Raw genomic sequence first — 13,579 nt, 5'->3', positions numbered from 1 at the left:
GGGGCTATGGAAGACTCGCGCCATGTTTTTAAAAATCCGATTTCTTTGATGTTGTAAGTTTTAGAGATTTTGTAAGGTTCTGCATTTGGGGAATGCCGAACATCCCCAAAACTGCTGCCCCGCTTTCGCCCCTGATTTCACGGTACGAATCAGCAGCGCACTGCCGCATTTCGGGCATTGACGCTCGGCTGTCGGATCACTCCGGCGTTTAAGGTTTTGCACGTGCTCGCGGTGGGTGGCGAGCGTCGGCGCGCGGCGGCCGGTTTGCAGGGCATGCAGCATGGCGTCGACTTCAGCTTCGCTGAATAGCGGCTGCTGGAATGACTTGATATAGCGGATAAAGCCGATGCCCTGGGTGACGTTGGCCGGTACTTCGGTTTTGAAGGTGCTGCCGCCGACGAAGGTGATGACCGAGTGTAGGTGCGCGGGATCAACGCCAAGGGTGGCTTCCAGGGCTTTGAGGTGTTTGTAGTTCTGTCGCAGCGGGTTCTGGAATTTGAACGCGCGCTTGTAAAGCTTCTGCGTCCACTGCGCCTGCTTCTCGCTGCCGAAGATCCAGCCGCTCATGTTCTTCGTTTCCAGCACGAAGATGCCGTAGGGCGAGAGGAAAACGTGGTCGATCTGCGTGGTGCCGTCCGGCGTGTTCAGGGTGACGTTGTGCAGGCGGCGGTAGGTCTGCTTATCCAGCTGCCAATGGGCAAACAGCCGTACCAGGAGTTCGCCAATATGACCCTTGGCCCATGGTGACTTGAGCAGGCCGATCAGCAGCATCAGCGGGATAAACCAGCCCAGTGTGCCCCAGACCTGGGCAATGATGGGGGTGAAGTCCATTTCCTGTCCTTGGTAATCCTGAGTTAACTGGATAGTACCGAAAGTAGGCGTAATTGGACGAAAGAATTCTGGCGGACAAACCCGCCCGAGAATCAGCGGGCCACGGGTGTCGCCAAATGGCCGCTGCTGGGCTTGCGTGAATAACGCAGGGTATCGTTGTGCAACTGTTCCAACACCTCGGTTAGCCCGGCGCGGCGTAGGCCCTGTTCGGCCTCTGCGCGCAGTTCATCGAGCCATGGGGAGTGCCCGGAGTAGTGTGGCCATAGCTCATGGTCGGCTTCCAGGGGGTGAGGGTGGCATCTGTCCAGCCAGTGGGGAATAAGCCCTTTATGGTGGCTCAGCTGATACAGGGAAGCCGCATCCAGCTGCGAGCGGCGCATGAGGGCACCGTGGTGATGGGCAATTGCTAACACCTGCAGAAGATGAATCAGGCTGGGCCAATGCTTGAAGTCTGCACCTTCGGTGAGGTGGTAAAAGCGCCTGCACGCCGAATGGTCTTCGTCTAACCGCTCCAAAACTAGGGCGTAATAGCCTTCTGAGTCTGGCCCGATTTCGCGGATGTCGGGTGTGAGCAGATGCAGTTTGAATTCGAAGTCGGCCTCAGGTGTGCGCTGCTCCTGAAACCATTGATGCAGCTCCCCCGGCGCTTTGTAGCTGAAGAGGTGCTGGTGGGCTGAGTCGCTTTGCCCGGTCAGCCAGCCTTCTTCCAGCGCGAAATGCTGGTTGAGCCAATCGAGATGTGTCTGCCGCAAGACCAGCTTGAGCTGATCGGCATTCGACCATTGGTAGGCACTTAGCTGTAGCGCTTCCGGCAGCAGGGCATTGATCTCAGTGCGGGCCACGCCATGGGCTTCGAAGGTCGCCAGTACGCGTGCTGCCTGCTGGCGTACCGGGTTGCGCCGCTCACTGAGCCAGGCAAACAAGCGCTGCAGCAAATCAATCCAGTCCTTGGGGTTCATGCGGCAGCTCCTGCGTTAGCGGGTGAAGAGTGTGTTTATGCCGAAGCCTTTCTGCCGCGCTTGGTCTTGGACGCGGCGGCGCGTTGGGCTTGGATGCGCTCCAGCAGCACGCTGGCCGGTTCGTCGTTCGGGTCTTGGGGGACCAGTTCGCCTCTGAAGGCTTTGGCCAGACAATATCGCCGGGAGCGATATTGGGCAGCCGCAGGCTGGGCCGAAGGCCCGAGCGCAGGGACGCGCGAGTCCATGCTTTGGGTCAGGTGGTCGATACGGCGTTTGGCCGAGGCGACCTTGGCTTCCAGCTGGTCGGCACAAAATCGCCGGGAGCGATTTTGGACAGCAGCAGGCTGGCCCGAAGGGCGAATCACAGGGATGTGATTCGCCAAGGCGAAGAGTTGTTCGACGCGGCTCACGCCGATGCCTTTCTGCCGCGCTTGGCTTTGGGCGTGGCGGCGCGTTGGGCTTGGATGCGTTCCAGCAGCACGCTGGCCGGTTCGTCGCTCGGGTTTTGCGGCACTAGTTCGCCTCTGAAAGCCTTGGCCAGGATACTTTGGGTCAGCTGGTCGATACGGCTTTTGGCCGAGGCAACTTTGGCTTCCAGTTGGTCGGCGAAGGCGAAGAGCTGTTCGATGCAGCGGACGATTTCGGTTTGTTCGGCCTGCGGCGGGAGTTCAATCTCAAAGCTTTTTAAGAAACCAAGATTAATCCGCGGCCGTGTTGCCCCGTGAACGGATTCCCTAATTCGTTGGTAGGTGTGTTTGGCTGCCAGTGCGTACATCACGAAGGATGGATTCGCAGTAGTGTCATCTATGCGCAGGCAGAAACAGTCTGCTTTGTTGATGAAGACCTCCTCGCTCTTGGGGAGGCGACATACACGAATCTCTTCATCTACGAACGAGGAAAACAGGATGTCGCCCGTTCTAAGCGTGTTTTTGGAGAGTTCAGCGTGCTTTGCCACGCTAATAAATGTCTTCTTCTCTCCGATAAAGCTCAGATGGCCGATATTCTCAAGTCGGACGACACGGACACCTTCTGCTGTGTAGTCATCTGATTTGAGCTTTGAGCCGAATGGGCCGTCGAATGCGCTACTGCACAAAGCACCTACGGGCACTGTTTTCCAGCATTCAGCGCTTTGTAGCGTAGCTCGCCACTCCTCCGTCAACCGCCCGGAAACGGCGGCGGCGAGGACGGATTGGCGGAAGCGTTTGAGCAGCGCGGGGATGCCGTCGATGCGGGCTTTGAGGGTATCGACCTGGGCCAGCAGTTCGTCGAGTTTGGCGGCGATGCGGGTTTGTTCGGCGAGCGGCGGCAAGCTGATTTCATGCGCCTTAATCACTGCCTGTGAAATGTTCGGCTGAGCTCCGCCCTTTCCTTTTTCAATGAAGGCATCTTTTTCATTCTGTAGCAGTCGGTACAAGAAATCCGTATCGGTCAGGCCTTCGACTGGAATACCTACAGCACATGCTTGGTTCGTTGCTGCATCAACTCCGAGAATGGCTGTTTTACCGATGGTGGCCCCGTACATCGCAATAGCTACTGAGCCAGCAGGAAAGATTTTGGCACTAGACCCACTCACGGCTGCTTCAGTAATGCTCTCTTCGGTGCTTTTTACGTAGCGAGAATTAAGCTCGCCACTTTTGATCCAGGGTATTGAGCCGCCGTAGAAGCTGGGCTCACTGCGAGACGGTGTTCCGCCTGATCCCCAGACAGCGATCTCACCGAGTGAGGTTATTGCCCACCCCTCTGGCAACTCACTCATCCCCAGCCTCCTGAACCACCGAAAGCCCCATCACCTCCGCCATCAACTGCTTCTGCGCCGCCACTTCATCGCCAGCCCCCAGCGCCTTCATCAGCTCTTCCAGCTCATGCAGCGCTTCGGTCAGTTCGGCCATGGCCTCGCCGGCCAGCACTTCCGGGGCCGGAAGGTCGGCGGCATCGAGGCTGCTGTCGTCCTTGAGCCAGCTGATATCCAGCGAGTCGCCACGCTCGCGGATCTGCTCGCGGGTGAAAACGCGGAAGCGGCTCAGCTCGCCAATCCCTTCGACGTTTTCGGCGCGCGGGCTGTGGCCGTTGGGATCATCGCCGTAGGCGTCCTCGAAGGGTTTGAGGTGCGCCGCGCCAAAGGGCGTGCGTTTGCCGAAGCTCGGCATATTGCTGCGCAGATCAAAAATCCACACGCGCTGGGTGCAGCCCTGTTCCTGACGCGGATTGGCCTGCGTGCCTTTTTGGAAGAACAGCACATTGGTCTTTACGCCCTGGGCGTAGAAGATGCCGGTGGGTAGACGCAGGATGGTGTGCAGGTTGCACTTGTCCATCAGGTCGCGGCGTACGTCGGTGCCGACGCCGGCCTCGAACAGCACGTTGTCTGGCAGCACCACGGCGGCGCGGCCGCCGGGCTTGAGGCCGCGGTAGATGTGCTGAAGGAAGGCCAGCTGCTTGTTGCTGGTGCGGTAGGTGAGGTCGTCGCGGGTCGGGCCGCCGCCGCCCTTGGCGGTGCCGAACGGCGGGTTGGAGAGGATCACGTCGACCTTGGGCAGGTTGGCGCCGGTCTTACCGAGGGCGTTGCCCAGGTGCACCACGCCTTCCTCATCGCCTTCCATGCCGTGCAGCAAGGTGTTCATCAGGGCTAGGCGGCGGGTGCCGGGCACCAGTTCGATGCCGACAAAGGCGCGGTTGCGCTGGAAGCTACGAGCTTTCTCATCGAGGTCGTAAAGGTCGTCGGTGTGCTGCTTGATATAGGCATCGGCGGCAATCAAGAAGCCTGCGGTGCCAGCAGCCGGGTCCTGGATGGTTTCACCGGGCTGCGGCTTGAGGCAGTTGATGATGCTGTCGATCAACGGACGCGGAGTGAAGTACTGGCCCGCGCCGGATTTGGTTTCGCTGGCGTTCTTCTCCAGCAGGCCTTCGTAGAGATCGCCCAGACCATCTTGGCGGGCGCTGAACCAGTCGATGCCGTCCAGGCTTTTGATCAACTGTTCCAGGTGACGCGGTTCTTTCAGGCGCGTTTGCGCGTCGGCGTAGATGGCGGCGATTAGCGGGTCGCTGTTCTTGCCCAGATCCAGCAGCATCTGCCTGTAGTGATCGAGCAGGTTGAGACCGGATTTGTCGGCCAGATCGGGCCAGCGTGCCCCCTCAGGCAGCTTGTGGGCGAAGTTATCGTTGTTCTGGACTTGCTCGTATTCCATCTTGATAAACAGCAGCAAGACCAGCTCGGTGACGTAGTCGCTGTAGTTGATGCCGTCGTCGCGCAGTACGTCGCAGAGGTTCCAGAGCTTCTGAACGATATCGGAGTTGGTCATGGGGCTTCCTAGCAGAAATAAAAAACCCGCACGATTTGTGCGTGGCTGCCGGCGCAGTCAGAGGCATGGCGGGTATGTGGTTGCCGAGGGTAGTGGCCAAAGCGGGGCTTTTCAAGGATGGCCATGCGCGCCTTAGTTACCAGCGGGGGGCTGTAATGCTGTGCGTACCTGGGTGACGGCGGTATTTCGCCCGGCATCCAGTATCTGCCGGGTGAAGAGCGTTGCGTAGGCGGCGGCGTCAGTGTGTCTGCCATCCAGGCGAGGATGCAGGCGAGCCTTGAGCTGTTGGCTGCTTTCGTGTTCACCCACCTGCTCGCCCAAGGTATCGAGCAAAGCACCTTCAAGGCACTGTGGCCGCCAAAGAATGATTTCATAGCCCTCTTTGGCGGCGCGTTTGTAGTCAGCTTCGTCAGGTGGCAGGTCGGCATCCAGCAGGAACAGACGTCGGTCATAGTCCTTGCCCTGGTACTTGCGAATGGCGTGGGTGATGACGTTGCCCGGCGAGCCGCCATCACCCGCTTCGACCTTGACGCTGATGCCGCTGTCGCGCGGGCAGTAGAGCTGTTTCATATGGGTTACGAAGGCTCGGTCATCCGCCCCTTCGCCCACCACCAGCAGGGTGCTGCGCATGAGATTGCGCTGCGCTTTGCGCACTGCTCGCTTCATAGATCCGGCACCCCACCAAGGGCACCTGCCATGTATTTGGCATAAAGGTTGTCGTCGGCTCGTAGGCCCTGAACTTCATCCAGGCGCCAGGCTTCGGAGCATTGGTCACGCTTCTCGCAGAGGTAGACCTGATGCTTCTGCAGATGGTTGAGCAGCTCCGGTGTGTGACAGGTGAAGATCAGTTGGGCCTGATGCGGATTGCTGTGTTCGAAACGAAACCAGTCGAGAATGCGTGGCATCAGGTGTGGGTGCAGGTCGTTGTCGATTTCATCGATAACGGCGATACCGCCATACTCCAAGGCATGCAGGATTTTCCCTAGCAGCACGAAAGCGGACTGTGTACCGCTGGATTCGTCAAAGAAGCTCAGCTCGAACTCGTGGCCAGCGTTGTTGCGGTGCAGTCCGAAGGCTTCGTGTAGCGTACTGGCGCTGCCATCTTCACGGGTAATTACGCGCTGGCGAATGGCGATGTCGCTCAGGCCAAGGTCAAACTCGCGCATGGCTTCCACCATCCGCACCTTGAGCTGGGGTACCTGCTCATAATCCCTCGCTGCGACAAACACCTCGCCATGCTGGAAGTGGCGCCGGCCCATGGCGTTGACGTTGCTGGTCACCCGCTCGAAATACTCGATGAAAGGTTGCGCTTCGCGAATGTCGTAGCTGTGGGCGGCGGCCAGCAGTGACGCATTGGCACGAATGCTTTCGGCCTGGGCCTTGGGGAAGGGAAAGCCTTTTTGCTTGAAGCTGAAGCCTTCGCCATGACGCTCGCGGCGGAACAGGTAACTGAACTGGCTGCTGGTTCGTTGCAGCAGAACTTCTCGGATCACCTGCCCCGACTGAAGGGCGAGCTGATAGCGATGTTCGACGCCGGCCAGCAGGAAGTCGATTTCTATGAGCGTCTCTTCTGAGGCGTGCAGACGATGGGGGCGGTAAAAAATCGCACTGTCTGGGTCGTTCTCCAGAAACGAATCACAGATGAACCAACTGAGAAACGCCAGTGGCTTGATGAGCTGTGTCTTGCCTGAACCATTGGCCCCAACCACCGCTATGACTTTGTTCAGCCTGCTGCCATCAGCCAGGTCGATATCGAAGCCGGAGGGGGTGGGTTTCTTGCCGAGGGTGAAGTCGACTTCGGTTTCGCCAGCAAAGCTGTAGAAGTTCGAGATACGCATGGACTTGATCATATTCTTCAACTTCTAACGAAATTTTGTTGATTCTTGGCTTTAATTGAGTTTTTGGCAAGCGTAAAAGTAGAGAGGTCTTAGCGTGTTGATGCGGGCGGGTTGCGCTTAGTGCTCCCACAGCGGGGTAGCTGAGCGGCCGGGGGCTGGGTGGGGACATCGACAGGCCGCTTAGCTGTGAGCCGATTAGCAGGTTTATTCGGCTCATTGGGTGAGCCAATTGTGTGGGCTAACCGGCTCTGTGTTTCGTTTCAGCAGCCGGGTACCCGCAGTTGCTGGCCGACAGTGACGGCCGTGACCTGAACAGCGTTGAGGGCTTGCCGGGCAACGGGGTCGAACTGGCGGTTGCAGTTGAACTGGCCATCCATAACCCAGTCCTCGCCCATGGTCTTGATCATCTGGTTACGCCAGATATCGGCGGCCTCAATGGCAGCGTCCTCAACCTGCACGGCTTCCAGCAGCACTTCCATAAAATCGACAGCGCGCGGGCCTTCCCAGTGGCCGTAAACGGATGGGTCATATGAGTTGCCGCAACCGCTCAGGCAATCGGCGTGGTAGCTCAAGCCGCCGCCGGAGGCTTGTTCGAACGCACCGAAGGTCAGGGGTTGGCCAGGGGTCGGTGCGTAATCGCCAACGAATTGAGTCAGGTCGGCTTGGCACTGGGGGGTTAGTTCCAGGCGCAACGTACTGACGCTGCCTTCAGTCATGGTGGCGGTGATGTTGCAGCCCTGAACGCGGAACTTGTGCTCGTCGCCAAAGGACTCGCGAGGGATGCCCGCAATGGACTCGAAGTAGCGCTGGTTGGTGCCGAGCATTTCACCGTTGAATACTTCGGCCACGGTGCTTGCTTGGGCCAGGGAGCAGGCACCGAGCAGCACGCTGCCAATTAGGGTTTGGGGGAGCTTTTGCATGGGGACTTCCTTGCCGTTGGGTTAGCTGGCCTGGGGCCAGAGATGTTGGTTGAGCGTGTCCAGTACTGTATCCAGGTTGCCGCCCAGGTTGCGATCCAGCGCCTTGAGGCCGCCATCGTTACGGAAGGCATCGTTGACCTGCTGCGGGTCGATGACCACCTCATGCACCAGTTGCTTGGCCAGACGATCCAGCCATTTGCGTTGCACGGGCGTCCAGGGCTGCAGGCTGTAGATGGTCTGCATGGCCTGGGCCACACGCTGGTCGAAGGGCAATAGGGCCTCGCCGATGGCGGCCTGGCGGATATAGCCGATGATGCTGGCGGCGATTTCCTGGTTGGTCTGATTGCGCCAGGCGCTTTTCAGGCTGGCTTCGCTGAAACCATGCTGGTCGAGCAGCAGGCGGACTTCGCGCAGTTGCTCGCGGGTCAGGTCGCGGGGGCGGTTGACCACCACGCCAAGGGCGGCGGACTGGTTGAGCTGGGTGCGAATAAAGTCGTTAAAGCTTTCCAGGTAGTCAGCCGGCTTCTGGTTTTTTCCGTAGTTTTGCTCGCGCAGCAGTAGTTCGTCGCTGTGGGTGGAGATAACCGGGTAGTTCTCCGAACCGAGCAGGGCGCTGACGGCAGCGAGCTGGTTGAGCAACTGGCTGTGTTGGCGGACGAAGTTGGCCGCTTGCTGCGGGCCAAGGTCGTGCAGATGTTTATGTAATTGGGCCGGCTCAACGCCCCACACTTCTTGAAGCTCATCGAGCTTTTTCTTCAGCGTGGGTTTGTCCTCGGCCTTGTGCTGGGCCTTGCGCAGGATACGCATGACGCGCTGGCTCAGTTGGTCGAGCACGTCATGGGCGTGGCTGCTGTCGTCCTGGCTGCCGGGTGCGTCATGGCTGGCTCCGCTGGTGAGTTCGCTGACCAGTTGCTCCAGGCTGATGTTGGGGTTCTTCACCAGGGGCTTCATGGTGTCGACCGCTTCCAGGCTGGCGTAAAGATCGACGGGGTCGTAGATGCGGAATACGGTTTTGCCGATGTCGTCGCAGCGACGGGTGGCGCGGCCTTTCATCTGCTCGTAGAGGATGCGCGAACGTACGCGACGCATGAACACCAGGTTGCAGATTTTCGGTACGTCGATACCGGTGGTGAGCAGGTCGACAGTGATGGCGATATTGGGGGTGGGCTCGTTCTTGTAGCGGCGAATCAGCGTTTCAACCTTGTCGCTCTGGCCGGTGATGATTTCCACTGCGGCCTGGTTGTACTGCTCGCCGTAGGCTTCTTTGAAGGCTTCGTCGAGTAGGTTCTTGACCCGCTCGGCATGGGCCTGGTTGACGCAGAAGATCATGGTCTTCTCTTCGCCAAACGGGTCCAGCTCCTTGGCCAGTTCATCACAGATGACCTTGTCAAAGGCCGGGGTGATCACGCGGCGGTTGAACGACTCGATGTTGAAGCTGAGTTCATCTTCCAGCTCGGCTACGTCGACTTCGCCGGTTTGGGTGTTGATAACGCTGACCGACTCGCCTTTCTCGAAGCGGATGCCGTGCTTGCTGAGCTGGGTTTCGTAGCGGATCGGTGGTTCGTGATCTACCAGCCAATCGTCGGCCACGGCCTCGCGGTAGCTGTAGGTGTACACCGGTTTACCGAATATCTCACTGGTGTGCTTGGCCGGGGTGGCGGTGAGGCCGATACGGCAGGCGTCGAAGTGGTCGAGCACGCGGCGGTATTGCGAGAGGTACTGGCTGTGATCACGCACGGCCAGTTCGCCTTCGGTCATTTCCTGGTCGAGGGTATAACCCCGGTGGGCTTCGTCGACGATGATGCAGTCGAACTCGCCCACGGGCGGCGGGTTATCCGAGCGGAAGATGCGGCTGACCATGGCTTGCACGGTGGCGACCTGGACGCGGGTTTCCGCCTCGGCGGCCATATCGCCCAGCTCTTTGATGTCGTAGATCTGCGCCAGGGTGTGGTTCTGCTCAAGCGTGGTGTCGTTGAACGAGTCAATGGCCTGTTGGCCGAGGGCGCTGCGGTCAACCAGAAAGAGGATGCGTTTGAAGCGTTCGGCCTTCAGAAAACGGTACATCAGGCCAATGATGGTGCGGGTTTTCCCGGTACCGGTGGCCATGGCCAGCAGGCAGTCACGCTGATTGTTGGCCAGGGCCTGCTCCACGGCCTGGATGGCTTTTTCCTGGTAGTCGCGCAGCTTGAGGTAGGCGAAGCCTTCGGCCTTGAGCTTGGTTTCGGCGTCTGCCTGGCTGCGTTTGAGCAGGTCGAGCAGGTCATTCGGGGTGTGGAAGTCAGGCAGCGGCCTGCGCGTGTTGGCCGGGCTGCGCAGGTCACGGAACCAGGTGCCGGACTGTTCGGCGAGCTGCTTGATAAAGGGCCGGCCGTTGCAGGCAAAGGCAAAGGGCACGCGGAAGTGGCCACCCTGGCCATCGTTCCAGGGTTGCGTTTGACCCGCTAGCAGCCAGGGCTGCTGATGCTCGGTCGTCAAGTTGAACTCACGGGCATAGCGCTCGGCCTGGGGGATGCGGTCGGCGATATTGATGCGCTTACGCTTGGCTTCAACGATGGCAATGGGCGTGAGGCCGGCGAACAGCACGTAGTCAGCGCAGGCTTTGGGGCTGCTGGTGGGCCACTCGGCAATGGCCTTGTTCTTGCCCTTCTCCGGGCGCGCTCCCTTGCCGTAGGTGAGGTCGAGGGAGTCGGCCTCCCAGCCGGCATCTATCAACTGTTGGTCGATCAAGATGCGGGTCAGGTCTTCGGATAGGTCGAAGCTGTTGCTGGCCTGCTGAGTCAGCTTGGCGACCTGTTTGCTGGCTTGGGGCTGGGCTGCCAGTTGCTGCTGCAGAGCTTTGAGGCTTTGTTCGTGCTCACTGCGCAGCTTTTGCAATGCGGCTTCGTGTTCGGCTGCTAGCTGCTTATGGCTGCGTGATTCGGCATCCATCTGCTCGGCAAGCACGGCGTATTCTTCGGCTTCGCGCCTGTGCAGCTCGGCCAGTTGCTGGTTGCTTTCCAACTGCTGACTGGATTCGCTGAGCTGCGTCTTGAGCTGTTCGATCTGACTTTGCAGGTCGCGCAGCGGAGCGCTGGGGTCTGCGGGGGTGACGAAGGGGCCGGGTTTGAACGTATGGGCGTTCTTGCCGAAGCACTGGTGATACCAGATGGCTAGGGCGCGGGCGACCTTCAGCCCATCCATGGCCTCACGGTGCTGAGTGCGAAACTCGTGGGTTGCCTTGTTACCCTCGACGCGCAGGGTATGGAACAGGCTGCGGATGTTCTGATCCAACTGGATCTCGCGGCTGAGCTTGTAGAGGAGATCGGACTGCGTGGTGGTGGCATCGAACTCGATGCCGGCGCGACTGGCCAAATCCTGGGCCAAGGCTTCGCCGAGTTGACGCAACTTGATCAGGGTGGTGTTGGGATCGCTGGCGAAGACCTGCTCGGCTGTGCTCGCAAGCTGCAGGAAAACCGGGTCGTGCTCCTGGAGAAAGGCGAAATTACTGCTGGCTGCCATGGTCGATCCTTCGGTTACGTTCCACTCATTACGCCAAACGGGCTCTATTACGCGTAAGTGGCTGCAGCTTAACGAAGGTGAGCCGAGTTTGGCCATGGCACTGAGTTGCTCAGTATTCAGCTTTGCCCGTGCGCGGCAGGCCACGGGCCTTCCTCAGCCGCGTTTCACTTTGCGCTCCATGCCTCATAGCCCTGACGCGCAATTTCCTTCTGCGCTAGGTCGTTTTTAGCGCCGCCCAGTTGTCGCAAGGTCAGCAACATTTCCAGCAGTACGCCATCCATGCCTTGCAGGCCGTTACTGCCTTGGGGCTCTCCAGGTGCCAGATCTGTCATCCGCTCGACTGCTCGCCTGAGCATCTGCAACTCATCCATGACGGCATCTTCGCGTTCCAGCCGGTTGCGTAGGTAGGTGCTCAGCGGTAGCTCTGCTGCCATCGCCTGGGCCTCGTACAGCTCTCGTTTTTCCACCGTCAGGCGGAGTGGTATTGCGTCCGCTAGTCTCATATCGCTCCGTAGTCGCCTCCGTATACAGCTGCCCCCTTGTAGAATGGGGGTTTCAGCTTGGTGTGTAGTCGCCTCGCAATACAGCTTTAATGGCTTATTTGTCGAAAACTCTATTAAAATCAATGCCTTGAGTGCGCCTGCAAGGTGCGTATGGTGTATAGCAAAAAAGCTGTGTTTTAAGGGCAGCCAACATCCCCAGAACACCTCGGTTTTTAAGGGAAACTGCTATCAAGAGGGTCTGTGTAATCCCCAACGGCTTGTCCGTTGGCAGAGGTAGCTCAAAAGTAGCAATCAGGTAGCAGCTAAATAGCAGCTAAATAGCAGTTAGATAGCAAGAAAGAAGCAGATCACGCATTTATCAGGCAGGGATGATGCAAAAATCATCCAGGAATGATGCAGAAATCACTCAACTTTGATGCAAAGCACTCCGGTCGAAGATGAATACATTCTGAAGACAGAAAGACAACAGTTAGAGAACACTTAGAAGACAGAAAAGCAACAGTAGGCAACTGAAAGACAACTGGGAGACAACAAGAAAGCAACAGTCTGGTGCTGCGTTGAATACAAAGCCTACCTCCTGCCACTAACTACCATTGCCTTGAGCTGGCTTCTTGCGAGCGTGGCTGCTGTTTTTGCTCCTTGGGTAGTCGGGACAAAGTCGCCGCTACGATGGCGCTGAAGGAGTCCATGAAAATACTGAATGGGCGACTGCGTTATGTGCCCAGGACGCGCCATCGCTTTGGACAGCTCGGCCAGTAGAAATCTTGCTTCCTGATCCGGTGTGTTGCGTAGCAAAACGGTAATTTGCTCCCGCTCGCCTGTGGATAACTGCCCAAGTGGCTCGGGCTCCGGTGTAGTAGGGTTATAGTTATAGTTATAGTTAACCCGCCCCCTATCGATAGGGTATGGATAGGGTATCGATAACCTATCTGGGGAGCCTTCATCTGCTGCCGATGAAGGGCTAAAAGCGTTGGAGACGAGCCCTCGGAGCTCTCCGTTCTCGGGGAGCCGTTGGATCAAGTCATCGGTGTAAAGCGTGCGCCATTGCTCGGGTAGCTCCCGAATCTGGTTGAATGTCTTCTGCCGAAGCGTTGGTCCTAGGGCCATGCGCGGGGAGTTGTGATCCCACCAGATGTGAACCCACACGTAGCTCTGCTCTGGTTCGTATTCGATGAAGCCTGCATCTTGTAGCCGGCGCAAAATCGGCATGAATTGGGATTCGGTATCCCAGCCCATTTCAGACGCAGCAATGCGCGGAACAATCTGGTAGGCGCCAATGATGTTGCTGAAGGGGCAGGTCAGCAGATAGGTGAGCGTCGACCTGTCTTCCTGAGTCCTGCCAGCCATTTTAGGCGACCGCCAGAATGCAGAATCATTGATAGTGCGTTGCCTGCTCATGCGCTGGCCTCATCAATCAGCCGCGCAATGCCTTGAGTTTTGAAGTAAACACGGCGACCGATTTTAAGCCGGGTATCCCGCAGTTTTTGGGCGAGCTCAGAGTTTCCAGATAGAGTTATGCGTAATCCATCTTTACTTCTATGAAGAATGTCTGCGACTTGTTCGATTGAAAGTAGAGGGGAGCCTTGAAATTTATCAAGTAGTAGTTGTTCTGTATTCATTTTATATGCTCCTAAAGCATCGATTATGCTGGTTTCTCCAGCTAGCGTTTATTTTCGCTAAGTGGCGATGGCTTCAGGTTATTTGCTGTCAATCTACGCAGTCAAACACATGCTT

Annotated in this window: 12 protein-coding genes; all 12 read right to left on the bottom strand. The window is 58.1% G+C overall.

What is annotated here, in order from left to right; genetic code table 11:
* Positions 1-60: 60 nt before the first annotated feature.
* Positions 61-831 (bottom strand): nuclease-related domain-containing protein, encoded by a 771-nt coding sequence (locus GJV18_RS00370; protein WP_160342740.1) that lies wholly within the window; start codon positions 829-831, stop codon positions 61-63.
* 92 nt (positions 832-923) lie between these two features.
* Complete coding sequence (locus tag GJV18_RS00365; RefSeq protein WP_160342739.1) at positions 924-1,790, bottom strand: hypothetical protein; 867 nt, start codon at positions 1,788-1,790, stop codon at positions 924-926.
* Between the two features lie 35 nt (positions 1,791-1,825).
* Positions 1,826-2,200 carry a hypothetical protein gene (locus GJV18_RS00360; protein WP_233280058.1) on the bottom strand — a complete coding sequence of 125 codons (375 nt, stop codon included), beginning with the start codon at positions 2,198-2,200 and terminating at the stop codon, positions 1,826-1,828.
* The gene (locus GJV18_RS00355; RefSeq protein WP_160342738.1) at positions 2,197-3,546 is read right to left on the bottom strand and encodes a restriction endonuclease subunit S; all 1,350 of its coding nucleotides are present in this window, start codon (positions 3,544-3,546) and stop codon (positions 2,197-2,199) included. Before GJV18_RS00355 ends, GJV18_RS00360 begins: the two co-directional genes overlap by 4 nt.
* The gene (locus GJV18_RS00350) at positions 3,539-5,086 is read right to left on the bottom strand and encodes a class I SAM-dependent DNA methyltransferase (protein ID WP_160342737.1); all 1,548 of its coding nucleotides are present in this window, start codon (positions 5,084-5,086) and stop codon (positions 3,539-3,541) included. The genes GJV18_RS00355 and GJV18_RS00350 overlap by 8 nt, the downstream gene beginning before the upstream one ends.
* Before the next feature lie 132 nt (positions 5,087-5,218).
* Positions 5,219-5,752: a hypothetical protein gene (locus GJV18_RS00345; RefSeq protein WP_233280057.1), complete on the bottom strand. Its 534-nt coding sequence runs from the start codon at positions 5,750-5,752 to the stop codon at positions 5,219-5,221.
* Positions 5,749-6,936 (bottom strand): AAA family ATPase, encoded by a 1,188-nt coding sequence (locus GJV18_RS00340; protein WP_160342736.1) that lies wholly within the window; start codon positions 6,934-6,936, stop codon positions 5,749-5,751. Before GJV18_RS00340 ends, GJV18_RS00345 begins: the two co-directional genes overlap by 4 nt.
* 248 nt (positions 6,937-7,184) lie before the next feature.
* The gene (locus GJV18_RS00335) at positions 7,185-7,844 is read right to left on the bottom strand and encodes a hypothetical protein (RefSeq protein WP_160342735.1); all 660 of its coding nucleotides are present in this window, start codon (positions 7,842-7,844) and stop codon (positions 7,185-7,187) included.
* Between the two features lie 21 nt (positions 7,845-7,865).
* Positions 7,866-11,342 (bottom strand): type I restriction-modification system endonuclease, encoded by a 3,477-nt coding sequence (hsdR, locus tag GJV18_RS00330; protein ID WP_160342734.1) that lies wholly within the window; start codon positions 11,340-11,342, stop codon positions 7,866-7,868.
* A 164-nt stretch (positions 11,343-11,506) separates the two neighbouring features.
* Positions 11,507-11,845: a hypothetical protein gene (locus tag GJV18_RS00325; RefSeq protein ID WP_037025588.1), complete on the bottom strand. Its 339-nt coding sequence runs from the start codon at positions 11,843-11,845 to the stop codon at positions 11,507-11,509.
* Between the two features lie 570 nt (positions 11,846-12,415).
* Complete coding sequence (locus GJV18_RS00320) at positions 12,416-13,243, bottom strand: hypothetical protein (RefSeq protein WP_160342733.1); 828 nt, start codon at positions 13,241-13,243, stop codon at positions 12,416-12,418.
* On the bottom strand, positions 13,240-13,464 hold the full coding sequence (locus GJV18_RS00315; RefSeq protein WP_125873925.1) for a DNA-binding protein: 225 nt from the start codon (positions 13,462-13,464) through the stop codon (positions 13,240-13,242). The genes GJV18_RS00320 and GJV18_RS00315 overlap by 4 nt, the downstream gene beginning before the upstream one ends.
* Positions 13,465-13,579 lie beyond the last annotated feature (115 nt).

The organism is Pseudomonas xionganensis, assembly GCF_009763245.1.
In the GTDB taxonomy this organism is placed as follows: domain Bacteria; phylum Pseudomonadota; class Gammaproteobacteria; order Pseudomonadales; family Pseudomonadaceae; genus Aquipseudomonas; species Aquipseudomonas xionganensis.
Note: the sequence above shows the minus strand (reverse complement) of the source record. Positions and strands in the feature narration are given on the sequence as shown.